The following is a 26,139-nucleotide window of genomic DNA, read 5'->3' as shown; positions in this document are numbered from 1 at the left end:
AAAACTCATGTGTCCTTCCCCTGATCTGACTCGGGCGGCTGCCAGAGAGCGGCGGCGACAATGCCTGACATTGCAATGCAGTTATTCAGCCCCCACAGCATATTGGTGACGACCGCCGTAAGCTCATGCCCGGTGCCGCCGATGGCCAGCGCGCCCAGTGCCCAGACTGACCCGATAACTGTCAGTCCGATCACCGCAAGCTGTGGGCGAACAAGCCGCAGGAACTTGCCCGTTTGGCGTGTCTTTGGGGTGACGGGAAACGCAATCTTCTTGCCGCGCAACACCGTGAAGAACGCCCGAATGCCAAGCGGGAAGAACGACAGGTAACTCGCCTTTGCCGCATATCCTGATATCCCCCAGGTGCCGACCATCATAGCCAGTTCCAGTAAAATTAGGAACGGCAGAATGTGAATAAAAAAAGCTGCGGAATAGGCTGAAACAGGTGAAATGCCGAGAAAGAGATAGAGAACAGGTGCCGCGAGGAAAATCACATTCCACAGCGAACCAAGATAGGAATAGAATGTCGCGCCATACATCATCCGCTGTGAAAATGTCAGGCCGCGGCGGAACAACGGGTTGTCATGGATCAGGATGTCGAAGCTGCCACCTGCGTATTTGAAACGCTGTATCTGCCAGGTCAGAAGATCCTGGGGCGACAGCATCCGCGATTCGACAAACGGATGCTGCACCGATTTCCAGCCGCGCGCGCGGTCGGAATGCAAAACGATGGAGGTGTAAATATCCTCGGAGACGTGAAACCGGTAGGGTGTCAGGATTTCAGTGGTCACGGCCTCCGTTCTGATTGCCTCCAGAAGGGCCGGGGCCACCTGCCTTTCCTTGCTTTCAAGCGTGATCTCTTCCTCGGTCGCCAGGACACGCTTTTCGACGGATAATCCAAAGGCGCGCAGCGCGGCTTCCAGCACAGCCTCCCTCCGGTGGATCGAGCCTGCACCGCAACAGAAGGCCGCATTGGCGTGGTTTCGGCGGCGCTGGATCACGTCGTAGAACATTTGCGGATCATTGACGAAAGGATCCTGGCCGAAGCGTACCGGGCCGGTCACCTTTTCAATCGCCGCCGCGATCTTGCCTGCCATGGGGCCGAAACGGCGCAGGGCGCGGTCGGTCAACCGCTCGCCTTCTGGCAGGTCATAGAACCATTGGGGGGTTTGCACCCAGGCAACCTTCGGGTCGCGGAAATGGCCAAGCGTGCGGGCCAGCAAGGTCGGAAAGGGCCGCGTGTCGGCGTCACAGATCACGATGAAGCTGCCGGAGGTCTGTTCCATAGCGTGCCGCAGGTTACCGGCCTTGAAACCCTCATTCGTCATCCGCGTTATGTAGTTGACACCCTCCGCTTCGGCGAGGGCCCGCATATCGTCCCGTCGCCCGTCGTCAAGCACATGAATCCGCACATCAATTGGATAGGGATAGTCGAGCGCTTTGGCGTCCTTGATGCCAAGGCGGACCAGTTCAGGCTCTTCGTCATAGGTGGTGAACATCACATCAACGCTGAGGGGAAAATCCCCCTCTGGCGAGATCGGATCCACGTCGCCTATATTCTCTGGCGGATCGGGTATTGTGACGGGCTGATCCTGCCACAGGTTCACCACGAAAAGTATCAGGCCCAGATATGCCAGCGTTTCCGCTGTCACCAGGGGCAGCGCGAACCACATCGCATCGGGGTTAAGCGAATACTGCCAGCGCCATGCAAGATACCATGCGCCGATCACGAGGGTCAGGGTGGCAAGGAACTGCCACAGCATTTCACGCGGGATAGAATAGGTCAGGGGCGCGGGGGGGCGACGGTTCTCAAACCGGCTAAAGTAATCGCTCATGATGTCCCTCAGTTCGCCGCGCTGCGGGAGGATTTCCCCCAGGTCCAGGGTGCGGGGCCAAGGCCGATTGTCCAGGCCAAAAGCCGTATCCGGCTGATCGCGACTGTCACGCCGAACGTGGCGGGCAAAACGATCACATAGCGCAATATGACAATGGCGGTGGGCGACATGCCCGAGGCCGCCCCCGATTGTGCAAGCGCGATGTCGTAGAGATCAATCAAAATCGGATGCAGAAGATAGACCCCGAAGGAATATTTCGCCAATTCCGACCAGCGCGGCGACCAGGTGAAATGCTGTCCGCCAAGGAACAGGCAGAACATGAATACCGGCATCAGAAAATGACCGAAATAGCTCCAATCCGCGCGCACACCCCAGCCGCCAGAGAAAAGAGCCGCCCCGAAAAAGGGAAGTGTGGCGACATAGGCCATCGCTGCAAAATAAAGCGCACCTCGCTGGATCAGGCGGGATTCACCGCGCGGGATACCGTCTTTCCACAGGCTGTAAAGTGCGAAGGCGGCAAAGCCGTAGCCGACATATCCCATGACCTTGATCGCGCGGATCAGGTAATCAAGCAGATCGCCGTTGATTGGCAGGGACCATAAATAGCCCTGCGCATGTTCCATCGCGCCCAGGGTCGCGAAAAGGGTCAGCCCAAGGATCGGATAGCGCAGCGCCAGGCGCATGACCGGATAAAACAGGAAAAGCAGAAACAGGGTTGGCAGGAAGTGCATGTGATATTGTGATTTCCCAAGCACGAAATAGCCGATCCATGTCTGCCAGTCTGTCAGCTGTTCCAGATACTGGGGCGCATAGTTGAATGTGCCCGCCTTCAGCAGTCGGAAGAAGGCGTAGAAAACCGTCCAGAACGCAAAGGGCACCAGAAGGCGCTGGGCTTGCGAGGCGATGGCCGCGCCATAGGTCGGGCGGCCGCGGTCGATGCGCATTGCCATCAGGAAAAGCGAGAAAAGAAAGAACATCTCGGAGCCGGAGAACTCCGCGATTGAGCGAAGAAATACCGGGATGGCGCGATCCGCAACAGATGCGTCAGGAAACGCCCCGCCGTTGAAGTCGGCGGTTGAGTGGATCAGGACGACGCCAAGTGCTGCGCAGACACGGTTGGCGTCAAACCAGACGAGACGTGGTTTGGAGGCGGCCAAGGCTTAGCCGCCCGGGCGCCGGCACGATTGCGGCAGCACTGGTTGTGGGGTGGGAAGCTGGAAGCTCTGAACCTCAAGGCCGCATTGCGTGGCGGCGATGCCATGTTCCGTCTGGATCGGGCGGCAATATTGGAAATCGGCCATGCCGACGGTTGGTTCCGGCTGAACCAGTTCATTGCAGGCGCAGCATGCCACTTCTTCGGCCATGGGTTCCGGCAGGCATCGGTTGACGCGGATGTCGCTGCCGGAATAGGCCATGTCCCAGTGCTGCGTATTGCTGTTCAGATGTTGTAGAATAGGTCCATGCGCCCGGTACAATAATGCCGCGAGGATAATCCCGTTATTGTTCGCGGTCTGAAGCGGGATTGCACCATTGCCGTTCTCGTAAACGCCCTCGTAGAACCCTCCCACCTCCGCCGAGAGGTCGGCGACCGTCTCAAAAAGCAGATCGGTATAGGGCGTATCCCAAAGGGCCCACATGCCAATCGCTGCCTTGGCTGAAACAGCGGCGCGGTCGGGTTGGTAGGTGCCGCTGGGATCAAGTGTGTTCCATGCATACCCATTGGCGAAAATCGCATCATAGACGAAATAGGGCACCCCCTCGACCTGATGCTCGGACCTGGCTGTGATGATACCGGTCTGCTCAAAACGGCGCTGTTGGACAAGGAAGATGCGATGCGCAAATTCTGCGCGCCAGCCCCGGCTTGCAACCCCAGGCGCGCCATCCGCGTATTGCGGCAGGTCCCAGCCGAGTTCGAGCCCCTCAAGCAGGTAGCTTTCTGTCAGAACGTAGTTTTGGGCATGGTAGACCCGCGGGTCGCGCCCATCATAAGGAACGTCCACGCCATAGATCGGGGTATAAAGCAGCGGTTCAGGCTCGGATGCGCGGGCCACGTCAAAGCCCCAGAGCGCAAAACCGTTCGCAGCATATTCCTCGTAGCCAAGGCGGCCTTCTTGCAGGTCGCGCACTTCGCCCTCGCCATTCAGGCTGGCCCCGAAAAGACGCCCGTCTTCCGAGACCATATTGCAGAAATTCCAGCGCATCGGGATATTATCGACAGAGTTCGCAAGATAGGGATAGCGCTGTTTGAGGACTTGCAACCAGATCAGCAGCCGCCCAAGATCAAGCGCCGAATAGCCCACTTCGCCCGGCTCGTTGGCATAATTCACGATTGCGCCCGTCGTGGTGTCATAGACCTTGTTGGGCGCAATGCTGCGGAACAGTTCGAGATTGCGCAGAGTGCCGAGGAGTTGATAGGCACGCCGGTCGAATTCGCGTTTGTCGATGATCTCCAGTTCATAGGCGGCAACAAGGGCACTTATGTAGGATGCAGTGTCCCACATCGTGGTCGACGGATAGTTGCCAACGGCGTTGACCAAGCCAGTGTCGGGCTGCAAATACTCCACGAAATAGGACCAGGCCGTCTCGGCCATCTCGTGTTCGCGGTCGCTCAACGGACCGCTCCGACCAAAGAATGGCGAGAGCTCTTCACCCGGATAGAACGTGGTTTCACTGTCAGCATGTCCTGCCAACACATCCAGTGCCTCGGCAGGGTTCACAGAGGCGTCCGGCAGCTCTGCCTCTGTGTTCTGACCGAAGGCTGCGGTTCCAAACAAGACAGTGGCAATCATTGCAACAAAAGGGCCAAGTGCTTTTGAATTCAATGTAATCAACGGCTTACTTTCAGATAATTGGGTGTGGCGAGGATTGGGCTTGAATTGTTGCGGATTGCGCATCAATGCGTAGGTTCACCTTAACATTTTACTTTAAAATAGGCCAAAGTATGACGGCAGGAAACAGGCGTTGTGGCTTCTGAGACACGGCTTAATTTAGAGTGAAATCGTTTTATTCTGTACCATCGCTTATCGGAATTCGCGTTCGAGATCAGTATTTTGCTGACCCGGAGGCGACGAATTTCGATTCAGATTACAGCATGCTGCCTTACACCTGAGACATCGCTTATCACAAATGTCCCGAGAACGCGAAGCATGGCAGGGCATTTGTGATGCAAGTTTCAGGCAGGGCGCTTTAGGATCAGGACCTCTTAAATCCATACCGTCACCGCCGATTTCACGACATATCAGCGGCCTTTACGGAACGGGGAAGCAAAACGTTAGAATCAGGCGATTGCCATCCACTGAAGGCGTGTAGGCGACCGCATCCGCATGGTGCCGGATCAAGGCCAAACCGCGACCGCTTTCTTCCATGAAATCAATCTCGTCGAGAGACGGGCCCGTTTCAAAAAGATCGGCAGGGCCGGGGGTGCCGTGATCAATAATCGTCAGGCGCAAGACCTGCCCGTCTGTGTCTAACTGGACAGACACAGTTTTACCGCCCTGTATGCCTTCATACCCATGCACAACGATATTCGTGAGCGCCTCTGACACGGCAACTTCAAAGCATGACGCCTGTTCCGGTTCGAGAACGGGCTCGACCAACGCGCGCAGTGCTTGCACCGCCTTGTCAACTTCGTCGAGTTGAGGTGGCAGATCGAAGCTGTGATGCATCACAACGCCTCTTTGAGGGCCGCGACAGCTGCCATGCGATCGGGATACTCGGCGAAGATACGGTTCATCCGTGTCAACTCAAACATCTGCCGTACACCGTCGGCCAGGCTGCATACGACGATATCCCCGCGATTTCCGATGCGCTTGAGCACACCGACCAACGCACCAAGCCCGGCGGAATCGACAAACGAGACGCCTGACATATCGATGATCAATCGCGCCTTGCCGCTATCGACAAGGGCCACGACCTGCTCTTTGAACTGGGTCGCATTGACCGCTGTCAGACGCTCGGTATCGGGGGTGATGACAGAGATGTCGGTGTCAGTGGTATCAATCTTGATCATTCTGGAAGTCTCCTTTGGCAGACGAGAACCGTTAAATCATCATCAAGCGAGCGTTGGCCGCGCCACGCCCTGAGGGCCGAGACGATGGCATCCGGGATCGAGGTCACATCGCGGGCGCGCGCGGCTTCGATCACCTGGCTCAGCCGCTCCTGACCGAATGCAACGCTGTGCGCGTCTTCGGCCTCCGTCGCACCGTCAGAGAACAGCACCAAAGTCTCATCCACCGCCAGCGCCACCCTGCTTGAGATAAAGTCGACATCGGGCAGAAGCGCGACAGGATAGCCCCCGTCGCCGATCTCATGGATGGTGCCGCCCGGCGACACGACCATCGGCGACGGGTAGCCCGCCTGGCAGAAATGCAGCATTTGCGTTTCATGATCCAGGATGGCGCAGAAAAAGGTAAAGTAATCTTCGCTGTCGTCGTGAAAGAAACGATCATTCAGCGTTTTGGCAAGACGTGCGGGATCGGGCGTGCCGTCATCATCGATGCTGTGGCGCGCAAAGTATTCCGTTGTCACCAGATGCCCGATTGCGACGGATAAAAGCGCTGCGGAAACGCCGTGCCCGGATACGTCCATTGCGTAAAAGCCGGTCCGCCCGTCTGGCAGTTGAAAGGTCGCAAACATATCACCCGAGACGTAGGATGACGGCACGAAAGCTGAAAAAAAGCTGCAATGCGGCCCATTTATGCGTGGCGCGGGCAGCAAACGCTGTTGGGCCTGCGCGGCGGCTTTCAGATCCTGCTCGATAATGCGCTGGGCCTCTTCCAGAATGCGGTTCTTTTCCTGAATAAGCTCTTCGTGCTGCACCAGCCGCTCTGTCGTTGAAATACGCGCGTTCAGGGTTGCCGCTTCGATGGGTTTGCCCATGAATTCATCAACGCCCAGTTGCAGCGCGTGGTGGCGCACGGATTTCTGGTCGTGACCGGTGACCATGATGATATGCACATACCGGTCACGGATCGTTGCCCGCACCTTTTGTGTCAGTGCATTTCCATCCATGCCCGGCATGTTGAGATCGCAGACCAGAATGGACGCGTTGTGTTCACACAGCAGATCAAACGCCTGAGCGCCGTCGCTGGCCTCAATCGGGCTATGCCCGATCCGTGTCAACGCCGCCGACAGGATCGCGCGCTGCAGGTCGTCGTCGTCGGCAATGATGACTTTCATGGCAAACCCCGCATTCCCGTGTCCCGTCCCGTCAGGTCAAACACCCGCATTGATCGCTGAAATGTCCTTCGTGCCGCAAGCCGTATAATGCGCCTGTGCGGCCTGCAAGAGGGCCATATCTGCGGCTTCGGGCGCAAATGACGTGACCCCATATCTTACTTAATGCTCCTGAAGGCGCGCAGCGTCTCTGCCCAGACATCTGTGATACTGCGTGTCGCGTCCGCCAGTTCGGTCATCTTGGTAGCAGTGTCCGACTGGGCCACTTGTTCGGTGGCCAGCAGCGTCCGTCGCAATTCGCTGGCGCCGTAGATGCCTGCACTGGATGCAAGCGTGTGGCACCTCAAAGCGATTTCATCTGCAGCCGGGGTGGGCGTAGCGTCAAGCCACGCGACAAACTCGTCAAACTCAACTTCGAGGCGTTGCAGGAACATGGCAAATGTTTCTTCACCCAGAAGACTGCGGGTCTCGTCGATTCTGGCCTGGTCCAGCATCATTGCGCAATTGTCCTGTGGCGACGGGGCAGGGCAGCTTCGGCACCCCGTACCGTGTTTGCCTTAAGCGCCTTGGCCCTCAGAAATACCCGGGCGGCCATCTCAGGGCTGACCGTCGGCAACCCGTTTTCGCAATTCGATGTCCTGATGCAGGGGGCGATGCGATCTGCGGCGTCGGCAAAAGCCGTGGGGGATCGGCGGTTTTTCATGATCTCTCTCTGATTGCCTGGCAGAGGTTATGCCATCAACATTCCGAAAAGTCATGACGCGAGAGCGGCGAAGGCGTGACAGGATATTGGCCAGTCAGATTCAAGGCGTTTCCCTCAAGGAAAACGGTATGGAAAACTGGAGTTTTCCCATTCGGAATTCTGCAGAATTCCGAATATCTGAGACACGGCACATCACATAACACTTTGAAATCTTTGATTTCAGGCAGCGTTATATGCTGAAGGTCAAATGCAAACCGCTTCAAGGCTGGAATTTTTGAGCCGCTGACGCGTACCTATACGCTTTTTTGGGCGTAACCTATCCTTTTGGATACTGTCTTATCCCTTTGCACTTTTGCTTCGGCGGACTTCGTTTGCGAAACAAAGATCAGATTTTAACTCGGAGCTGAAACAGGACCAACGACCTGAAAGTCGCAAAACCTGTCACGTTCTTGTCCTTGAAAATGATCGGAAAAATTATGACCAGCGAAGAACGTAACACTGTCTACACGACCATCGGAACCCAAGCAGACGACACCATCGCGATCTTTGACCAGACCGACGCCAACGCGTCATCCGGGGAAGACGCCTTTGAAGCCACGAAGGTCAACGGCCTGGAAGGCGACGATACAATTTCCACGGCGCAGACGGATGACCTCGCGGCGGGCGACATGGTCGGAGACGAATGGACCTATGTTAATGGCAAATGGGTTTACAACGCAGATGCGGTTGTCGTCTCGGCCTATGGTGCCGATAAATCCTATAACGACATTATCACAACCGGCGAAGGCAATGACGTGCTGCTGGGCAATGGCGGCGATGACAGCCTTTACGCAGGTTCGGGCGATGACATCGTGAATGCCGGGCGCGGTAATGACCTGGCTTTCGGCGGTCATGGTGATGACGTGATCAACCTTGAAGACGGAAATGACCTGACCGAAGCCGGTTACGGCGATGACACGGTGAATGCAGGGAATGGCGACGATGTCGTTTATGGCGACGTCAAAGGCGACAATCTGCTGGAAGAAGACGCGTCAAGCGCATCGACCTTCGAAGACATGGCCCAGAACGGCGCCTGGACGATGGTTGATTCCCATGGGGAAGCGTCGATCGCTCAATCTGTGGAAACGGTTGCGGGTGAAACGTACACGATTTCCTTTGATCTTGCAGCAAACCTCGCAGGCGGTCACGCAACTGGTAAAGTCGAAGTGCTTTGGAATGGCGATGTTATTGACACTGTCGAAGCCACATCCGGTGCGTTCGAGACTTTCCAGGTCGATGTTGTCAGCACTGGCAATGAAGGCGAGCTGACATTCCGCGCGCTTACACCGGAAGACAGCACCCAATACAATTTTGACGGTCCAATCATCTCCTATGACAAGACGATGTCGATCGGCGGGTCTGATGTGGATGTGGCGGCTTTCGCGGCTGGCCAAGCCAAGCTTTATCAGGTCATCGATGGCCAACTGAACGTTTTTGACGTCAATGAAAAAGAATACATCGCGGTTGGCGATCAACCCGATTTCCGGATCAACGCCGTTGGCTTCAACATCGAAGAGGACATGATTTACGGTGTTGCCAAGTCATCCGGTTTCGATACCGCAGGCAATGCTGTGGCCAGCTCTGACATCGTCATGATCGACGCTGCGGGCGACACATACCGCATCGGTGAGGGGTTCTACGGTGATTACGTTGGCGACTTTGACGACAGCGGCAATCTCTGGACTTTCCATACCTCCATGAACCGCGTCAGCGTCGTGGACGTGAATGAATTTGATGCCGATGGCAACCCGGTCATCAGCCACTATAACCTGCCAAACAACCTGTTCAACGACCGCACCTATGACGTGGCGTTCAATGGCAAAGACGGGAATTTCTATGCGGTTGTTCCCCCGAAAACCAACGGAGGAGATGGCAAAGTTGTCAAGATCGACATGAGCATGCTGGAGAATGGCGGCATGCCGACATTCACAGAAATCACCATCACAGGCACATTGTATGGTGACACAATGGATGCCGGGATGGCCAAAGGCGCCTTCGGTGCTGTGTTCCTGGACGGAGAAGGCAACCTGTATTACGGCCTGAACAAGGGCGACCACGATCTGGATGCCTCGACTGACGTAGAGGGCGCGATCTTCAAGGTCAACATGGACTGGGATGCGGGCCAGGCCTACGCGGAGTTCATGTCCGAGGCCCCGTCGACCGGTTCCAATGACGGTGCAGTTGACCCGCGTTCAACTGACGCGTTCACCGAAATTGATGCGGATGCGGCGGTTCTTATCCGTGAGCCTGAATTGACACTTGTCGACGGCGGCAACGACGTCCTGAATGGCGGAGCGGGCAATGATGAAATGCACGGGAACGCCGGGTCCGACACTCTGAACGGTGGCGAGGGTGAAGATGCTCTGTATGGCGATCAGGGCAACGACATCATCAATGCAGGTCAGGATGACGACTGGGCATCCGGCGGCATCGGCGACGACAAGATGCGCGGCGAAAGCGGCAATGATGTCCTGTTCGGTGACGAAGGCAAAGACTATCTTCACGGCGGATCCGGCAATGACCAGCTTAACGGCGGCAGCGGCATCGACAAAATCGTCGGTGGTACTGGCTCTGACACAATCGACGGGGGCGCCGGAAACGATCACCTCTGGGGTGGTGAATGGTCCAAAGATGACAGTGCCGACACGTTCGTCTTCGGTTTCGGCACTGGCAAAGACTATGTGCATGATTTCGAAGCCGATCATGATGTGATCGACCTCTCCAGCTTCAAGACCAATCTGGAGGATGTTGCCGCCGTTACCACCGATCTTGGCTGGGCCACGGTTATTGACCTGCAGCAATTGGATGGTGGCCTTGATGGTGATCGCCTGGTTCTGAAGTCGGTGGAAGCCAGCAGCCTCGACGTCGACAGTTTCGTGTTCTGATAAGCGAGTAACACGTAAGAGACCAACACAAGGCGGCCCAGTCACAAGCGCGTTGATTGGGCCGCCTTCATGTGTGCGCATCATGCCGGTGCTTTGCTGACCTCTGTCCACTGTCGCCACTGGCGTTACGCAGGATTGGCGGTCACAAAACAAAGCCTGCGCTGGGACGCGCGCCCCAAGCCAAGTCAGCCTTCTTCGATTTCCCCCGCCTCAGCCAAGCAGCAGCGTGTCCGGGTTGACCCCGTCCAGGGTTATATCGACGATCGCAGGATCATGGTCAGAAGAGGCAAAGGCGTCGGCTGAATAGAAGCGCGGATCGTTGAAGGAATTATCGTAGTTCAGCAAATCCGGCTCATCGGCATTGATATGCCATTCGAAAACCCCTTGAACATCCGCCCCCAGACCGGAGGACGAGATGACCTGATCCAACGCGCCGCGCTGACCATTGAAAACAAAACTATAGGCATCCGCACCGACAAACTCGGCCAGAAGATCATCCGTATCGGCCTGATCCGTGATCGCCTGCACCGGGTCTTCCTGACTATAGGCGTTGAAATCGCCGGTGATCAGGTAGTTCTGGGTGCCAAGTTGGGTGCCATCTCCGAAGACGTCATATTGCGCTGTGAGGAAGCTGTAAGCCTCGGACGCGGCATCGGCGCGGACCTGGTTCCAGAACCCCTGACCATCGCCCTGATCATAGTTCGGATCGGCCAGAAGCGCCGTGATGGCGTCATTGATCGTGTCTTTCTGCATTTGGGTCAGCGTGGCGTCATTGGCCAGCAGGAATGCTTCTGCATCTTCAACCAGATCCTCAAGCCCGCTATCGCCTTTGGATTTGAAATGGACCGAGGCCACAGAGAAGACCTCGCCCGTTGCCTTATCCTCGAAACTGGCCGTCACCATCGGGCGGTTGCGTTGGAAATCCCCGACCGGATTTTCAAATCCGGGGCCAAGCAGGGCCGCCAGATCTTCGGTAAGGCTGAATGTTGTGGCAGCAGAGCTTTCGGCGAAGACCAGAGCTTCGGAATGCACCAGATTGACCGCGCGTGTGTCATAGATGATCCCGGTACTGATCGCGTCGGTCCCGATCAGACCACCGGTATCGCCCGGGGCGGTCACGCCTGTGGGGTTTACAAAGGCGTAAGGGCCTGTTGCGCCCACCCCGTTCAGCCCCTCGTTCAAAGCGTCCGTCAGGGTATCAATGGCTGATCCCTCGGCGAAGCCGCCATTCTCAATCTCCTGCAGCGCGAAAATCTCAACCTCGGACCCCAGAAGTGCATCGACCAGCTTGTCGGTCTGGCGCACCAGTTCATCGGGGTTGTCCGCACCACGGGGGCGCAGACCGCCAAGTGTTGTGGGGCCGCTATTGCCGCCATCAATCGTGGTGAAATAATTCAGGACGTTGAAGGCCCCGATCTGCATATCGCCGGTATATTCCGATGCCGGAGATGCGGGCCGTGCGCCCTCATTGGTTGCCGGATCAATATTGAGCGTGCCATCGACCAGCATCGTGTATTCATCAAAGACCTGACGCATCACACCTGTGGTCGGCCCGTCGATTTCCGCCCCAAGGCGAACGGTCGGTCCTGCGGCGCCAAATGTATCTTCGGCATCAAGAATGCCATCCCCGTCATCGCCGGGACCGGTATTGGCGATATAGCCGAATTCACTTGGGTTCTGCCCGCCAGCCCCATCATCGATGATCAGCCGGTTGGCGGCGTTATCCGCGATGGTCTGTTGCACATCGGCCTGTTGGGTTTGTGCATCGAAAAGCTGCGTCGCCTGGGTTTGCACCCCGGCACTGACCAGGATTTCGCCGAACCGGTCGAAATTGAAGTTTTCGATAATCGTGATCTCTTCGCTTTGCACACCGCTGGACAGATTGAAAAGCATGCCTTCCAGAGCTTCCATCTGCTCTTCCGTGGTCATCGGTGACAGGCCCAGTTCACCGGGCGTTGGCATCGCATTACCAGCGCTGACAATTGTGACGCTTGCATTGCTGAGTTGTGTTTCGGTGTCGGTGGAGCCGTTTGCGCCGAATTCCGTCACGATGCCGGTGACATCCGCAAGATCGCCGACCGCAACCGTTGGCGCGCCGCCGGTAAAGACAAAAATCCCGTCCGATGTGCCCAGATCGCCATCTGCATCCGCATCCTCTTCCTGAAGGAAGAAGCCGTTGCCAAGGATATAGGTCACAACCGCACTGACCGTCACCTGTTGGCCGGTGAACTGGCTGCTGTTGCCGCTGCCCTGAATCTCCCAGACCGCCAGATTCTGGATGCCGCCGGTGTTTTCGGCTCCGGGCGTGCCCAGGTCACCATCTCCGAACGCATCGGTTGCGGTGGTCCAATTGGCGCCGACATCATTGTCGAGATCTGTGGCGATCAATTCCATCGAGGCACCGGTCGGGTCGGGGAAATCCGGTCCGCCATCATATGCGACGCGGTCAATCTCGACCCCGTCGCCATCGGTCAGGATGATCTCGTCATCGCCATTGGCCAGAGTGACGCCGCTATACTCGTAATCCACCGCAACGCCGCCATTGCTTGCCTGATCGGAATTGGCACCCAGGACCAGATATTCGCCCGGGGCGATGGTCAGCGGGCCGCCATTGTCGATCATATGATTGTCCGATCCCGCATCAGAGATTGTCCAGCCATTGATATCCACGCTTGATGCGCCGGCATTGAAAATCTCGAAATATTCGCCATTCGCATCACTGACCGCCGATGGGTTCTGCATGATCTCGGTGATCACAAGTTCAGGTGCCGGAGGTGTGTTTTCGGCCCCACGTGTTTCCAGCTCAGGGCCGCGCCAGGTGCCATCCTCGTTGCGCTGAAGCGATTGGCCGACGGGTGTGTCGCCGGGCTCAAAAACGCCGATATCGGTAGAGGTCACACCTGTGGCAGTGCCTTCTGTGGCGGTCAGCGTGCCTTCATAACTCAGAAGCTCGATCACTGCGCCGTTCTGCGACAGGGCGATCCCGTCCGCCGCGCCATTCTGAATCCCGTTGGTGGGCCGTTCGATCAGGTAGTAATCGAACGCATCATCACTGCTGGCGGGGGTCGCAGGCAGGCTTGCACTGTCATAGACCGTGCCGCTATCGCGGTAGAATTCGACCAGAAGACCCGAAGCATCCTGCCCGGCACCAACACGGATTTCCACAAATTCACCGACATCGCCGCCGTCATTGTCATAATGGATTTCATTGATCCGTGCGTCGATCTCTTCGACATCTGCAACCGTCACGGCGACCGCAACGCTTTGCGGGTCGGTCCCGTCGGTGACACCGACAACCACATCATAGATATTGTCCTGCCCGGCATCGGCGGGGGCCTCGAAATCAGGGGCGGTGATGAAACCCAACTCACCGGTCATCGCATTGATCTGAAACAGCGCGGCATCGGCGCCGCCTGCGATGGAAAAGGTCAGCGTGTCATTCACATCTGCGTCGCTGGCCGTGATATTGGCGGGGATAACAGTGGTGTTTTCGTCGATGGTTATATCCGTGTCGGCGGTCAGAAGGGGGGCGTCATTCTGGCCGGTGACCGTCACTGTGACCGTCGCCGTATCGGCGCCGCCGCGCCCGTCATCGACGGTGTAGGTGAAAGTGTCTGTTGCCGTTTCACCGGTTCCCAGACCCTGGAACAAAAGGCCCGGATCATATGTGACCTGCCCATCCGACAGCGTTACCGCGGCGCCTGCTGCGCTTGTGGTTGAGACGTCGATGATGTCCAACATATCACCATCAAATTCCTGGTCATTGCCCAGAAGCTCCGCAGCCGCCAGCACCAGTGTGGCGTCTTCATCGGTTGTCACCGCGTCATCCCCGGCGAGCACCGCATTGTTCCGGCCATTCAGAAACAGCGTGTAATCATCTTCGGCAAAGTAAAGCGCCTCAACCCGCGTCAGCACGTCTCTCCCGGCATCCGGCAGATCGGTCGTCAGCGAGGTGACCGTGACCCGCTGAAAGAAGCCCCAACCGGTCTGGTCAATCTGATAGTCGTCGATGCCGCCTTCATAGGTCACGAGCTCAAACCCGCGCCCGCCATCAATGAAATCATCACCCTCGCTGCCCGCAACCGTGTCGTTGCCGCTGCCTGCAAAGACCGTATCATTTCCAGCCGATGGGTTGATTAAATCATCGCCCCTGAACCCGAAAATGATGTCGCGGCCAGATGATCCGTCAATATCATCATGCCGCCAGCTGCCCAAAAACGGGTTAACGCGCCAGAAAAGGCCCATGTCGAATGCTCCCAGATGAAAAAGAGTTATGTTAAGCCAAATGGGCCATATATCTGTAACAGCTTAAAGACCGAAACCGTAATATCACCGGCTTGAGCGGTTTTATTCCGGTTGAAATAATTCAGCCATTCATAATTGTATCAGACATCGTCGTTTTCACGGAACGCGCCGGCCATCATTCACCAACGCATTATAGGGGGCGAGATAGCCGGAAGTGAAGTTCAGGCCGGCGCATACCAGAATATGGCCGTCCATATCCGCGAGGCTTTCGAGCGGAATGAAACGATTTCGCTGCAGATGCCGCCCGCCACTCAGGCGACACGCTGGCCTTCCGACCACACGGCTTGCAGCAAAGGAACCCCATCGGACAGGCGGAAGCGCAGCAGATCCGCACGCATCCCCTCAGCGATTTGCCCCCGGTCGAAAAGCCCGGCAGCCTTTGCCGGGGCTGTTGTGACCGTGGCCATGGCGCGTGCCATATCGCCCCAGATCTCCCCCAGTCTGACGGCAGAATAAAGCAGCGCCGAGGGAACGTAATCGGAAGATATCACATCCAGCAGCCCCGCACGGGCCAGATCGCCCGCCGCGACATTGCCGGAATGGGAGCCGCCACGGATCAGGTTCGGCGCCCCCATCATGACCGCGATGCCGTTCTGATGACAGGCGCGGGCCGCCTCTTGCGTGGTGGGAAATTCTGCCAGCGCAATGCCATGACCGGCCGAGCGTATAACATGGTCCACGGTGGTGTCGTCATGGCTTACCAGCACCGCGCCGAAACGTTGCGCGGCCTCGACGGCGGCCTGTTCGTGAATGTCCCGCACCCGCGCGCCCAAAGCCTGCCGGGTTGCAACATGTTCTGCAAAAATATCATCGCTCAGACCATGCTTTCCCTTCATATAGGTTTCGTATTGGCCGATATCGGCAAACTGGCGTTGTCCGGGCGTATGATCCATGATCGAGACGATGCCCACGCGGTCTTCCGGGCCAAACTGGTCAAGTTCGTCAATCAGCGAATCCGAACAAATCTCGGCCCGCAGATGCAGGTGATGGCTGATCTTGAGCGCGCCCGAGCTGCGCATGGCCAGGACCTCATCGGCCAGATCGCGCGCATAGCGCGACCAGCCGACCCCACCCTTGCCCTGGATAGACCCTACCCGGATCGCATCGAAAACCGTTGTGATCCCGCAGCCCGCAAGTTCCGCGTCATGGGCGACAATGGCGGGTTTATGGGGCCAATGGGCCGAGGGGCGGGGCCGAAGGTGACGTTCAAGATTGTCGGTATGAAGTTCCACAAGACCCGGCGTCACCAGATCGCCATCACAATCTATGGCACCCGGGGGCACCATGTCGCCCTCGGCTATGTCGGTGATTTCGCCCCCCTCAAATGTAAGACGGCCCCGCATTTCGCCGCCCGGAAGGATCAGGCATGCATTGGCAAGTGTCACGGTTTCAAGCATCACGGTATGGTTCTTGGGCATAGGCGGTCCCGGTCAGGAAGGTTTGCATGAGCATCTACAAAAGGTTCGGCATTTACGTGGTCCCGCAGGGCGCGTTCTATGACGCAGGCGCGGCGTGGCTCGGCTGGGACAGTGCGGCGGGGCGGCGCCGGGCGCAACCCCAACTGCCGGGCCTGCCCGAGACGGTGGAGCGGTTGACACAGACAGCCCGCAAATACGGGTTTCACGGGACCGTCAAACCCCCCTTCCGGCTTGCGGAGGGTAAATCTGCGGCCGGGCTTGGTGAGGCCGTCGCGGCATTTTGCGCGACGCAGCCATCCGTTACGATCCCGCATATCGCCCTGCACCGGCTTGGCCGGTTTCTGGCCCTCGTCCCGGCCACATCCTGCGCCGCGCTCTCCGATCTTGCGGCCGCGACTGTGCAAGGGCTCGACGGGTTTCGGGCACCGCTTGATGATGCGGAACTGGCCAGGCGTCGCAAATCCGGCCTGACCGATCAGCAGGAGCGTTTGCTTTCGGATTGGGGTTACCCCTATGTGATGGATCAGTTCCGCTTTCACATGACGCTGACAGGGCCGCTCGCCCCTGCAATCGCCGCGCCGGTCGAAGAGAGCCTGACAGCCTTTTTTGCCCCGCATCTCGACCAGCCGCTTGTCATCGACAGCCTCGCGCTGTTGGGTGAGGCCGGGGATGGGTCTTTTCACCTGCTGCATCGCTATACCCTCTCGGGGTAGAGCAGGGCACCGGCCCGGCGCAGGGCGTGTTCAAATGTGCCGGAATTGTCGATCCCGAAAACCGAAAGCCCATCAGGCAATGATGGCGTCGGGCGCGCAAGACGCCGTGCGATTTCGCCATGGCTTTCCCTTCCGCGTGCGCGCAGCCGGTCGGCCTGCTGTAACTTTTGCTCAGCGACTGAACATCCAGAAGCGGGGTCATATCGCGCTCCATTCTGTTGGGGGCTGATCATGCCGCCGCGCCGCGCAATCATCGGTGTCGGAACACACAAACATGCGCCCGCCCCGTGTCATCGGTGATGACTTCATCCAGATATGTGTCTTCAGGTGCTACTCCGCGAGGAGGTTGCTGAATACGTCGGGCTGTGTCATCGCAATTGTCGGGATTTGTGGGAACAGTTCGGCTTGCAGACCGTGGTAGACGTCCGGCTTTCCGACAAACTGGGTCTCGCTTGGGCGACCTGCGGCGTCGATCTCGGGGTGCCAGCCGCCATGTGCGTGGTCCAGAAAGTGGGCGTCACAAAATGCCCAAAGCCGATGGTACCAGTCTTTCAGCACATCGTCGTTTTCGACCTTGAGCAGCGCTGCGACCACTCCGATCGCCTCGGTTGTAGGCCACCAGTAGCGATCTTTGATATGCGGTGCGCCGGATGGCGTGAGCGTATAGTAGATCCCTCCGTGGTCCGGGCACCACGCATCATCAAAGGCGCGATCGGTGATGGCACGGGCCAGTTGCACCGACCCGTCATCCGGGCGCCCTGTGCCGTCCCAATATTGTAAAAGAAGGCGCGCCATCTCAAACGAATGACCTGGCGTTGTTCCGGCGGGACGAAACATGGGGTTCTCGGAATAGGCCCAATCGGGATCCCAGGTTTCCGTGTAATGTTCGGGCAGGCGATGGTTGTTTTTCGGGGCAACCTGACGCAGGAAAAAGCGTATGATATGGTCCGCTTTCTCTAGATATGCGGCATCACCAGTGGCCTCATACGCGTTCAAAAGCGCCTCTGTTCCGTGCATGTTGGAGTTCATGCCGCGATATGTTGAAAACGCGGACCATTCACGGGTGAATTCATCTGCAAAAAGCGCAGGCCCAGACTCCCAAAACCGGGTGTTCAGAACATCGGTGATGTCATCAATCATGCGGTCCGCATCTGGATGTCCGGCCTTTTTGGCACTGCTTGCGGCCAGCAAAACGAACACATGCCCATAGTTCAGCTTACGGCCATCGGATGGTTCAGCGCCGTCCACAGACCAAAAATAGCCGCCATGTTCATGGTCACGGAATGTCGACCAGAGATACGTCATCCCCTGGTCAATCATGTCTCCGCAGTTCGACACCCCGGACAAATGCCCCAACGCATAGGAATGCACCATTCTGGTCACATAGTGGATTTCCTGCTTGGTCTCATCCAGGGGCGTGCCAGCCCTGTCGAGGGTATAAAATCCGCCGCTTGGCCGAAGGCTGCGACGGAAGACATCGAGATGTTTGCGTGCGAGCCCCTTGAGCCAAGCCATGTGTTGTGCGGATTGGAAGTCGTATTTCGGGTTGTTCATGGACGGATCTCTTATGCTTCGGTGTGCGTTTTTGTGGCTTCATAGACTTGGCTGCGGAGGAAGACAAAGGCGTCGTCATAGGCCTGCTCGGATGGCAGATGTTCAAGCATGATCGGGATTTCCGGGTTCACGTTGCGCACGCAGTCTATAAAGGTTGTGTAGTCCAAAACGCCAGTGCCGGGCGGACATTCTGACAGGTGAACCGTCAGGTCGTTGTGAAGGTGGATGTCCTTGGCGTGGCAGCTTACGATTTGTGGCCCCAGAAGATCGAAGCACTCTCGCAGAAATCCGGAGGTGTTATAGGCAATCGCCGGTGTGATGATCATGTTGACGGGATCCATATGTATACCAAAGGCCTTGCGGTCGATTGCCTTCACCAATCGCAGATATTCTTCGGGTGTGGATGGGAAAATCCAGGGCATCGTCTCAAGGGCGAAGACTGCCGTCTTGGGCGAAACAGTATCGATGATGTCTCTGGTAATGTGCACGATCCTGTCGAATGTGTTCTGATCAAAGTTATTGGGGTGGGGGCCGTCCCATTGCTGACCATTGCACGAGCCGGCGATATTGACGCTGCACAGCGCGCCCAGATCGTCGGCAAGTTGAAGCGACGCGCAGCACTTTTCGAATGCCGCCTTTGCGACGGCAGGATTAGGATCAAGAGGGTTCGACCAGGCCCCGACTTCCGCGATGACGATGTCATTGGCGATCGCGCTGTCTCGATATTCCTTGCGGGTAGCCATGTCCGATGACGTGTCTACAGGCGCATAGGCCGCAGTGTATCCTTTGCTCTTCACAAACTGAATCCAGTCATCTGCCGAAGCAAATTTTCGCTCAATCGGTGCGCCGTATCGCATGGTTTTCTCCTTGGGCGGGTCGCGCAATTTCACCGGAACATAGCAACTGACCTCACATGGCGTCAGCTTTGCGTTCTCAACTTCTGACAAAAGATTCCCATATATTGGACTACGTGTAGTCTGCTGCTTTACGGAAGTACATCGTTGTAGTAGCGCACTACAACGATGTACTTTTGCGTCATGTTGGATATTGGAGGAGGAATCCATGCACGGTCTGTTCAAAGCAGCGATGACAACAGCGATCATTGCGACGTCATCAACTTCGTTCGCGCAAAGCTATGATCCCGATAGGGTTCAGGGTGAAATCACCTTCTACACGCATTTTGGAAACCTGGTGGATTCGGGGGATTGGCAGCGTTGGGCGGATGAGTTCGCAGAGGCATTCCCGGGCGCGTCGGTCGACGTTGTTCCCGTCAGCGAGTATCGACGTGAAATGGGCGTCCGCATTGCGACGGGTGACTATGGGGATGTTCTGAACGTTCTCGATTCGCTGCCGCCGGCTGATTACCACCAGTTCTACGCGCCGATTGTGGGGTCGACCCTTGAGGACGACTACCAGTTCGTTGACCGCTACACGGTCGATGGGGACATCTACGGATATGTATACGGCGTTGTCGCTGAGGCGATCATCTACAACAGAACGTCGTTTGAGCGTGCCGGCATCGAGGAAATTCCGACAACTCTGACGGAGTTTATGGAGGTGTGTAGCCAGCTTCAGGATGCTGGAATTACGCCGATGTCCATCAATATGGGTGCCGGTTGGCCGATGCAGCAGTGGGAAAAAGTCCCGCTCATGCTGACGGGTGATGGTGCCTTTTACGAAACGATGTTGTCGGACCCGGCGCCGTTTAACGCCGACAGGCCTTTTGGCCAGTCGATCGCTCTGCTGCGGCAGCTCTTTGAAGCTGGTTGTACTGAGCCCGACTACACTGCTGATAACTGGGCGAATTCCCGGACGCTGACGGCGGCAGGCGAGTCTGCCATGATGTTCTTCGGCAACTGGGCGGTTCCGCAGATCGCTGCTGCTGGTGATGTCATCGGCGTAGATGCGTATGATGATTTGGGCATGTTCCCGTTCCCCGTCGATGACAGCGGTGTGCTGAGCGTTATGGTCGGGCCGGATTGGGCACTTGGCGTTGCGAGCAACTCCGACAACCCTGATACGGCGAATGCCTGGATCGAATTCCTGTTCAGTTCGACTGACGTTGCCGAAACCGCCGGCTTCATTCCGGGTCCGGTTTCAGCGACGCACGACATTGCGGCCGTCAATGAGCTTTACGGGTACGAACCCCGCCTGGTGTTCCAGGAAACGCCGAGCTCTGAATTCAAGCAGGCGATGGCTGATGCACGGTTCGACTTCCAGTACGGAGCCTACATCCGTGATGTCATCCTTGCCGATGACTATGACGCCGCGATCGCCGATCTGAACGCGCGTTGGGCGGCGGCGACCGGCCAGTAAAGATCAGACATCCGGGCGCGCCGTGAAAGCGGCGCGCCCTTCGCTCTTCTGAGAGGGCAGAAGAGTGTTCTGGCACATAAGGGGAGAGGACGATGGTCACAGCCACGCCTGAGACGGTTAATGGTGATCTATCACGGAGCGTAACCAGCCGTGAGCAAGCCAAACGACATCGCAAATTTGTCATTATCGGCTTTCTTGTCATCCCGCTTTCTTTGATGACACTGTTCAGTGTTTATCCATTTCTGCAACTGATCTACTTCTCCATGACGGATTGGGATGGTCTGTCGCCTGACAGTAACTTTGTCGGACTGGACAACTACCATAGCCTCTTGGTTGAAGGCCGTGGTCTGCTCTTGCCGATGGTTAATTCCCTGTACTATTTCGCGGGCTCGCTCATGCAGCTGGCGCTTGCGACCTACTTTGCCGTCATCCTCAATAGGGGCATGCCCGGGTCATCTATGTACCGACTGGTGCTGTTCCTGCCCTTCGTTCTGAATTCGGTCGCGGTGTCGATCATTTTCCGGGACTTTCTGCAGATCGGCGGCGGTATTGATGCGGTGTTTGAGGTCCTGGGTCTGGGTGCGTTCAAGCAGCAGTGGGTACAGGACCCCGACCTTGTGAAGTGGTCGCTCGTTTTTGCCTCTGTCTGGCGGTACATGGGGTTCCAGCTTCTGATCACCTACGGCGCGCTTCAGGCCGTGCCGACCGACCAATACGAGGCCGCCCGCATCGAGGGCGCGTCGGAGTGGCAGCAGTTCTGGTACATCACATTTCCCAGCATCAAGATGATCCTGGGCCTGCAGATCATCCTGTCGACGGTCGGATCGCTGGAGGTTTTCGAAGTGCCGTTCCTGATTACCGGCGGGGCCAACGGAACCAAGACGTTCATCATGGCCGCGATCGAAGAGGCCTTTAACTTCAGGCGGTTGGGCATGGCCTCGGCGATGTCGATGGTCCTGATCATGATTGTAATCGTGGTCATCACAATCCAGCGTCTGTTCATGAACCGGGGGAAGAACGATGCGTAAAATGCGTCGCCTCACCCCCCGCAAGATCTTCTGGAATTCGGTGCATTACACAGTCCTGACGGTCGCGTCGTTTCTGGTGATCACACCACTGGTCCTGTCGTTCTTCACATCGCTGAAAACCCCGATCGAGGCCTTGCGCGGATCGAAAACGGATCTTCCGGCCGATTGGTTCAATTATGCGAACTTTGTGACCTATCTGGATGGCCGCCCGGTTGGATTGGCGTTCTACAATACGCTGTTCGTGCTGGTCTTCTCGTTGCTGATTGCAATCACCATTGGCACGATGGCGGCCTATGCACTGGACCGCTTTCGCTTTCGCGGGCGTGGCGCGATCTTGTTCACATTCATTCTGTTGATGGCTGTGCCCGGGATTACGACACAGGTTTCAACATTCCAGGTCATGTCCTTCCTGGGGCTCGTCGGCTCGAAATGGTCGCTGATTTTGCTCTACTCCGGGGCGGATGTGGTCACACTCTATATCTTCATGCAGTTCATCAATGGGATCAGCAGGGAGATCGACGAAAGCGCGCGGATTGAGGGGGCAGGTTATTTTACGATCTTCTTCAAGATCATCCTGCCGCTGCTGACGCCCGCGATTTCGACAATCGTGATCCTGCGGACCATTCACATCTACAACGACTTTGTCTTGCCCTATCTGTACACTCCGCGGGTCGAGCAAAGCACGGTGTCGATGCTGTTGTACCGCTCCCAGGACATGATGTCTGCGGCGTCCGAAGGGGCGCTGATGGCGGGCATCATGATGGTGATCGTACCGTCGATTGTCGTCTTCCTGTTGCTGCAACGTCAAATCGTATCCGGTGTGATGCGTGGCGCGGTGAAGGGGTAGATTGATGGTACAGAATGCAATCATCAAATCCTGCAATGTGATCTGGCGCTACTGTGCGGTGAACCTGATGGTGCTCGCCCTGACGCTGGCGGGGGGCGTCGTTCTTGGGCTCGCGCCGGCGATTGCGGCGAGCTATTGGGCGATGGCCCGGCCAGAGATGCCGCTCGGTCAGATCGCCAAGGGCATGTTTGCCGAGTGGCGCTGTGAGTTCCTGCGCACGAATGCACTGATGGTGCCAATGGTAATCCTTGCTGTGGGGCTCTCTCAACTGCCCCAGGCCGCGTTCGTGCCGGTACCGGTCGCAGTCATTGCGCTGGTGCTGGTGACTGAGTGGACAATTGCAGCGCTTTACTCGGTGTCTTTCTCGCGGGCGACACTGCGCGAGACCGCAACGAATGCGATGCTGATCATCGGGGGCCGCCCGGTGCGCCTTCTAATCGCAACGCTTGCGGCGCCTGTGCTGGTCCTTTTGGCCACATGGCAATCGCTTTTGGTGCCGTATGGCCTTTTTTCAATTCACGCCGCGATTGTGGTCGGTTTGCTGGGGTCCATGCGTGACCCGTCTAGCCGGCCCCTCGCGCTACCTACTCGGACCCTGGAGGCTCAATCATGACCGGTGGTGTCAGCATCAAAAACCTGAACAAATCCTTTGGCGCGATCACTGTGCTGCATGATATCGAACTTGAGGTGGAGCCAGGCGAATTCGTGGTTCTCTTGGGCGAATCCGGCTGTGGGAAATCTACATTGCTGCGGCTTGTGTCCGGCCTTGAAGAAGATCACGAGGGTGAGGTCTGGATCGCTGACCGCGACGTGACCTATAGCGACCCCAAGGACCGCAGCATCGCCATGGTGTTCCAGTCCTATGCGCTGTACCCGCATATGAGTGTTTTCGATAACATTGCCTTTGGCATGAAAGTCCGCAAAACGCCCAAGGCCGAGATTGCGGAGCGCGTGACCCGGGCCGCCGAAGTCCTGAAACTGGATCATCTTCTCGACCGCAAACCGGGCCAGCTTTCGGGCGGTCAGCGCCAGCGTGTCGCGATCGGGCGCGCGATGGTGCGCGATCCGGAAGTGTTTCTGTTTGACGAACCCCTGTCCAATCTGGACGCCAAGCTGCGCGGCGAGATGCGGGCCGAAATCAAGCGCATCCACCAGACATTGCAGGCCACGATCCTCTATGTGACCCATGACCAGATCGAGGCCATGACCCTGGCTGACAAGATCGTCTTGCTGAACGAAGGCCGGATCGAGCAGCTTGGAAGTCCGATCTCGCTTTATTCCGATCCTGACACGCTGTTTGCGGCGCGGTTTATCGGAACGCCGGAAATCAATACGCTTCCGGTCAAGCTATCGGTCAAGGACGACGCGGTCTCAACGGTTGTGAACGGTGTCGAGTTCCAGCTTCCCCGCAACCGCATTCGCGGGCGCGTGCGCGATGGTATGCCCGCCATGCTGGCGATACGTCCCGAGTTTCTGGACCTCAACCGCGACGGGGCGGTCACAACCGAACACAAGGTGATCATGTGCGAGCCCACCGGGTCGGAAACCTATGTCGCGCTCCAGCAGGATGAAAGCCAGATACGCCTGAAAATCCCCGGACTGGCAACTGTTCCCGTCGGCAGTATGCAACGGGTCGCCTGGGATCCCAATGAGGTTCTGCTGTTCGATCCAGGGTCGGGATACCGTCTTTGACCCGACGGCCCAACATCATCCTATGCGTGGCCGAGGTTGAGAAATTCCTGTCGCAGCAGGGTGTATGTTGGATGCGTTTGAGGCGAACGGGCTGAAGGAGAATATTATCGTGCTCTTCCTCTCGCTCTCGGATCATGGGGAAAATCTCGGCAGCCATGGCCTTACGCTTGCCGTGCAAAATACCCATGGCGGTGGCCGTACGCTTGAGACCCAGTCGGTTGTTTTGCCCTATCTACAGGCCACCGAAATCGCACGGATTGGCGCTGATACACTCGGTGCAGATGAGTTTCTGCATCTGCAATGGCCGGATATTGAGAAAGAATATGTCGGTGAAAACACCTGTTTCTCAAAGCATGACAAGGCTTGTGATTTGCCCTCGGCAATGATCAAACAGAATTGGGTAAAGCAAGGTGATGCGGTTGCCCTTGAGCTTTCGACAGACGTGCCGGTATCTATTGTTTCCGCTGATCTCGATGGCGACCTGGTTTTCTCAGATAGTGGATTTCTTTTGCTTCCTGATGCGCCTAAGACTCTCTTGAACGACGGGCAGCCCAGTACGGATCAGCCCGCATATATCCAGTGTCTGAATAACACGCGCCATGAATAAATCAGTTACACTAAAGTCGATAGCTGCCCACTTGAATGTCTCCGTCTCGACCGTTGCCAAGTCTCTTAAGAATGGTGAGGGAATAGGGGCGGAAACCGTCGCATTGGTGCGCGCAACAGCGGATGAGCTGGGGTATGTGCGCAATCTTGACGGGGTTAAGCTGCGCACCGGAAACTCTTTTGTTCTGATGGCGCATTTGGGGATGCCCAGCAGCGATGACGTCGGCGATGCGGGTGCAATTGGTTTGTTGCAGGGCATCCATAGGCGTCTTCAACACACGGATTATTCAGTGCGCGCGGCGCCTGTTTTCTATGGTGATAAGGCGATAGATCAACTCAAGCGGGTCGTGTCTGGTCGTGCAGCAGACGGGTTTATTCTTGATCAGATCAAATGTGACGATGAGCGTGTCGATTTCCTGCTCGATAGCAATATCCCTTTCGTGACCTTTGGGCGGGACAACCGCTGTAGCGAGCATCCGTATTTCGACCTCGACAATGAACGGGCGGCCTATGACACAACATGCGCCATGATCGATGCTGGCTGCCGACGTATCAGTTTGCTGGAAGGGGACCCGACCTTTCAATACGTCGTTCAACGGCGTGCCGGATATCGCAAGGCGTTGTCCGATCACGGGATTGATTTCAATGCTGATTTGGTCGTGCAGATTGATCTGGATGCGCCAAGCGCCTATGCGGCGACGCAGGCGCTCATCAAGGATCACGGCGCAGACGCCGTCAATTGTTTGAACCAACCGACGCTGCTGGGTGCACACAATGCGACGCAGGCCCACGGTCAAACTGGAAACAGAAGTGTCCGTCTTGCAAGTGTAACAAGTTCGAATATTGGCCAATATCTGGGCATAGACCTACATGCCAGTCACTATCCGCGCGTCGATGCCGGCTGGTGTCTTGCGGACGCCTTATTGGCCAATCTTGATGGCAAACCGACCCACTTGACCCAGAGAACAGAACCGATGACGCTCATGACCTATAAGCGTGGTCAGGTTGTGTGAGGCATGCACGAAC

Annotated in this window: 21 protein-coding genes; 9 read left to right on the top strand and 12 right to left on the bottom strand. The window is 57.0% G+C overall.

Translation table 11 applies throughout. From position 1 onward, the window contains the following. Positions 1 to 5 precede the first annotated feature (5 nt). From E2K80_RS11300 to E2K80_RS11265, 8 genes are all read right to left on the bottom strand, one after another. Positions 6 to 1,832, bottom strand: coding sequence for a glycosyltransferase family 2 protein (locus E2K80_RS11300; protein ID WP_135375100.1), 1,827 nt, complete (start codon positions 1,830 to 1,832; stop codon positions 6 to 8). A gap of 8 nt (positions 1,833 to 1,840) precedes the next feature. Continuing rightward, positions 1,841 to 2,989 carry an acyltransferase gene (locus tag E2K80_RS11295; RefSeq protein WP_135375099.1) on the bottom strand — a complete coding sequence of 383 codons (1,149 nt, stop codon included), beginning with the start codon at positions 2,987 to 2,989 and terminating at the stop codon, positions 1,841 to 1,843. A 3-nt stretch (positions 2,990 to 2,992) separates the two neighbouring features. Next, entirely contained in the window at positions 2,993 to 4,726 is a 1,734-nt protein-coding gene (locus E2K80_RS11290) for a DUF3131 domain-containing protein (protein ID WP_238475502.1), read from the bottom strand. A 354-nt stretch (positions 4,727 to 5,080) separates the two neighbouring features. Continuing rightward, positions 5,081 to 5,497 carry an ATP-binding protein gene (locus E2K80_RS11285; protein ID WP_135375098.1) on the bottom strand — a complete coding sequence of 139 codons (417 nt, stop codon included), beginning with the start codon at positions 5,495 to 5,497 and terminating at the stop codon, positions 5,081 to 5,083. After that, positions 5,497 to 5,841, bottom strand: coding sequence for an STAS domain-containing protein (locus E2K80_RS11280; protein WP_135375097.1), 345 nt, complete (start codon positions 5,839 to 5,841; stop codon positions 5,497 to 5,499). The genes E2K80_RS11285 and E2K80_RS11280 overlap by 1 nt, the downstream gene beginning before the upstream one ends. Further along, a complete protein-coding gene (locus E2K80_RS11275; protein WP_135375096.1) occupies positions 5,838 to 7,010 on the bottom strand; it encodes a PP2C family protein-serine/threonine phosphatase in 1,173 nt (390 codons plus the stop codon). Before E2K80_RS11275 ends, E2K80_RS11280 begins: the two co-directional genes overlap by 4 nt. A 155-nt stretch (positions 7,011 to 7,165) precedes the next feature. Continuing rightward, positions 7,166 to 7,504, bottom strand: a complete 339-nt coding sequence (locus E2K80_RS11270) for an Hpt domain-containing protein (protein ID WP_135375095.1) — start codon at positions 7,502 to 7,504, stop codon at positions 7,166 to 7,168. Continuing rightward, on the bottom strand, positions 7,501 to 7,710 hold the full coding sequence (locus tag E2K80_RS11265; protein WP_135375094.1) for a hypothetical protein: 210 nt from the start codon (positions 7,708 to 7,710) through the stop codon (positions 7,501 to 7,503). Before E2K80_RS11265 ends, E2K80_RS11270 begins: the two co-directional genes overlap by 4 nt. Positions 7,711 to 8,186: 476 nt before the next feature. Here E2K80_RS11265 and E2K80_RS11260 point away from each other — a divergent pair, with 476 nt between their 5' ends. Beyond that, positions 8,187 to 10,634: a calcium-binding protein gene (locus E2K80_RS11260; RefSeq protein ID WP_168193167.1), complete on the top strand. Its 2,448-nt coding sequence runs from the start codon at positions 8,187 to 8,189 to the stop codon at positions 10,632 to 10,634. Between the two features lie 210 nt (positions 10,635 to 10,844). Here E2K80_RS11260 and E2K80_RS11255 read toward each other — a convergent pair whose 3' ends face one another. Beyond that, positions 10,845 to 14,879 (bottom strand): ExeM/NucH family extracellular endonuclease, encoded by a 4,035-nt coding sequence (locus E2K80_RS11255; RefSeq protein WP_135375092.1) that lies wholly within the window; start codon positions 14,877 to 14,879, stop codon positions 10,845 to 10,847. Positions 14,880 to 15,190: 311 nt separating this feature from the next. Continuing rightward, the gene (locus E2K80_RS11250; RefSeq protein WP_135376585.1) at positions 15,191 to 16,336 is read right to left on the bottom strand and encodes an alpha-D-ribose 1-methylphosphonate 5-triphosphate diphosphatase; all 1,146 of its coding nucleotides are present in this window, start codon (positions 16,334 to 16,336) and stop codon (positions 15,191 to 15,193) included. Positions 16,337 to 16,383: 47 nt separating this feature from the next. On the opposite strand from E2K80_RS11250, the gene E2K80_RS11245 reads away from it, so the two are divergent. Continuing rightward, positions 16,384 to 17,070, top strand: coding sequence for a DUF1045 domain-containing protein (locus tag E2K80_RS11245; protein WP_135375091.1), 687 nt, complete (start codon positions 16,384 to 16,386; stop codon positions 17,068 to 17,070). Between the two features lie 330 nt (positions 17,071 to 17,400). Here E2K80_RS11245 and E2K80_RS11240 read toward each other — a convergent pair whose 3' ends face one another. Together E2K80_RS11240 and E2K80_RS11235 are read right to left on the bottom strand one after the other, a co-directional pair. After that, positions 17,401 to 18,624 carry an AGE family epimerase/isomerase gene (locus E2K80_RS11240; RefSeq protein ID WP_135375090.1) on the bottom strand — a complete coding sequence of 408 codons (1,224 nt, stop codon included), beginning with the start codon at positions 18,622 to 18,624 and terminating at the stop codon, positions 17,401 to 17,403. A gap of 11 nt (positions 18,625 to 18,635) precedes the next feature. After that, positions 18,636 to 19,481 (bottom strand): sugar phosphate isomerase/epimerase family protein, encoded by an 846-nt coding sequence (locus E2K80_RS11235; protein ID WP_135375089.1) that lies wholly within the window; start codon positions 19,479 to 19,481, stop codon positions 18,636 to 18,638. A gap of 205 nt (positions 19,482 to 19,686) precedes the next feature. On the opposite strand from E2K80_RS11235, the gene E2K80_RS11230 reads away from it, so the two are divergent. The 7 genes from E2K80_RS11230 (at position 19,687) to E2K80_RS11200 (ending at position 26,126) form a co-directional block, all read left to right on the top strand. Continuing rightward, positions 19,687 to 20,940: an ABC transporter substrate-binding protein gene (locus E2K80_RS11230; protein ID WP_135375088.1), complete on the top strand. Its 1,254-nt coding sequence runs from the start codon at positions 19,687 to 19,689 to the stop codon at positions 20,938 to 20,940. 92 nt (positions 20,941 to 21,032) lie between these two features. Further along, the gene (locus E2K80_RS11225) at positions 21,033 to 21,968 is read left to right on the top strand and encodes a carbohydrate ABC transporter permease (protein ID WP_135375087.1); all 936 of its coding nucleotides are present in this window, start codon (positions 21,033 to 21,035) and stop codon (positions 21,966 to 21,968) included. Continuing rightward, positions 21,961 to 22,815 carry a carbohydrate ABC transporter permease gene (locus E2K80_RS11220; RefSeq protein ID WP_135375086.1) on the top strand — a complete coding sequence of 285 codons (855 nt, stop codon included), beginning with the start codon at positions 21,961 to 21,963 and terminating at the stop codon, positions 22,813 to 22,815. Before E2K80_RS11225 ends, E2K80_RS11220 begins: the two co-directional genes overlap by 8 nt. Positions 22,816 to 22,819: 4 nt before the next feature. Next, positions 22,820 to 23,428, top strand: a complete 609-nt coding sequence (locus E2K80_RS11215; protein WP_135375085.1) for a DUF624 domain-containing protein — start codon at positions 22,820 to 22,822, stop codon at positions 23,426 to 23,428. Next, positions 23,425 to 24,507, top strand: coding sequence for an ABC transporter ATP-binding protein (locus tag E2K80_RS11210; protein ID WP_135375084.1), 1,083 nt, complete (start codon positions 23,425 to 23,427; stop codon positions 24,505 to 24,507). The genes E2K80_RS11215 and E2K80_RS11210 overlap by 4 nt, the downstream gene beginning before the upstream one ends. Positions 24,508 to 24,571: 64 nt before the next feature. Then, positions 24,572 to 25,114, top strand: coding sequence for a glycoside hydrolase family 2 protein (locus E2K80_RS11205; RefSeq protein WP_135375083.1), 543 nt, complete (start codon positions 24,572 to 24,574; stop codon positions 25,112 to 25,114). Further along, on the top strand, positions 25,107 to 26,126 hold the full coding sequence (locus E2K80_RS11200) for a LacI family DNA-binding transcriptional regulator (RefSeq protein ID WP_135375082.1): 1,020 nt from the start codon (positions 25,107 to 25,109) through the stop codon (positions 26,124 to 26,126). Before E2K80_RS11205 ends, E2K80_RS11200 begins: the two co-directional genes overlap by 8 nt. Positions 26,127 to 26,139: the final 13 nt, after the last annotated feature.

The organism is Rhodophyticola sp. CCM32 (assembly GCF_004751985.1).
Taxonomy (GTDB): Bacteria; Pseudomonadota; Alphaproteobacteria; order Rhodobacterales; family Rhodobacteraceae; genus Rhodophyticola.
This window is presented reverse-complemented; position numbering and strand designations above follow the sequence as displayed.

What these genes read in the sequence shown, in the direction of transcription:
- E2K80_RS11300 (WP_135375100.1), bottom strand. Translation starts at nt 1,832, where the DNA reads ATGAGCGATTACTTTAGCCGGTTTGAGAACCGTCGCCCCCCCGCGCCC.
- E2K80_RS11290 (WP_238475502.1), bottom strand. Translation starts at nt 4,726, where the DNA reads ATGCGCAATCCGCAACAATTCAAGCCCAATCCTCGCCACACCCAATTA.
- E2K80_RS11285 (WP_135375098.1), bottom strand. Translation starts at nt 5,497, where the DNA reads ATGCATCACAGCTTCGATCTGCCACCTCAACTCGACGAAGTTGACAAG.
- E2K80_RS11280 (WP_135375097.1), bottom strand. Translation starts at nt 5,841, where the DNA reads ATGATCAAGATTGATACCACTGACACCGACATCTCTGTCATCACCCCC.
- E2K80_RS11275 (WP_135375096.1), bottom strand. Translation starts at nt 7,010, where the DNA reads ATGAAAGTCATCATTGCCGACGACGACGACCTGCAGCGCGCGATCCTG.
- E2K80_RS11270 (WP_135375095.1), bottom strand. Translation starts at nt 7,504, where the DNA reads ATGATGCTGGACCAGGCCAGAATCGACGAGACCCGCAGTCTTCTGGGT.
- E2K80_RS11265 (WP_135375094.1), bottom strand. Translation starts at nt 7,710, where the DNA reads ATGAAAAACCGCCGATCCCCCACGGCTTTTGCCGACGCCGCAGATCGC.
- E2K80_RS11260 (WP_168193167.1), top strand. Translation starts at nt 8,187, where the DNA reads ATGACCAGCGAAGAACGTAACACTGTCTACACGACCATCGGAACCCAA.
- E2K80_RS11255 (WP_135375092.1), bottom strand. Translation starts at nt 14,879, where the DNA reads ATGGGCCTTTTCTGGCGCGTTAACCCGTTTTTGGGCAGCTGGCGGCAT.
- E2K80_RS11250 (WP_135376585.1), bottom strand. Translation starts at nt 16,336, where the DNA reads ATGCTTGAAACCGTGACACTTGCCAATGCATGCCTGATCCTTCCGGGC.
- E2K80_RS11245 (WP_135375091.1), top strand. Translation starts at nt 16,384, where the DNA reads ATGAGCATCTACAAAAGGTTCGGCATTTACGTGGTCCCGCAGGGCGCG.
- E2K80_RS11240 (WP_135375090.1), bottom strand. Translation starts at nt 18,624, where the DNA reads ATGAACAACCCGAAATACGACTTCCAATCCGCACAACACATGGCTTGG.
- E2K80_RS11235 (WP_135375089.1), bottom strand. Translation starts at nt 19,481, where the DNA reads ATGCGATACGGCGCACCGATTGAGCGAAAATTTGCTTCGGCAGATGAC.
- E2K80_RS11230 (WP_135375088.1), top strand. Translation starts at nt 19,687, where the DNA reads ATGCACGGTCTGTTCAAAGCAGCGATGACAACAGCGATCATTGCGACG.
- E2K80_RS11225 (WP_135375087.1), top strand. Translation starts at nt 21,033, where the DNA reads ATGGTCACAGCCACGCCTGAGACGGTTAATGGTGATCTATCACGGAGC.
- E2K80_RS11220 (WP_135375086.1), top strand. Translation starts at nt 21,961, where the DNA reads ATGCGTAAAATGCGTCGCCTCACCCCCCGCAAGATCTTCTGGAATTCG.
- E2K80_RS11215 (WP_135375085.1), top strand. Translation starts at nt 22,820, where the DNA reads ATGGTACAGAATGCAATCATCAAATCCTGCAATGTGATCTGGCGCTAC.
- E2K80_RS11210 (WP_135375084.1), top strand. Translation starts at nt 23,425, where the DNA reads ATGACCGGTGGTGTCAGCATCAAAAACCTGAACAAATCCTTTGGCGCG.
- E2K80_RS11205 (WP_135375083.1), top strand. Translation starts at nt 24,572, where the DNA reads ATGTTGGATGCGTTTGAGGCGAACGGGCTGAAGGAGAATATTATCGTG.
- E2K80_RS11200 (WP_135375082.1), top strand. Translation starts at nt 25,107, where the DNA reads ATGAATAAATCAGTTACACTAAAGTCGATAGCTGCCCACTTGAATGTC.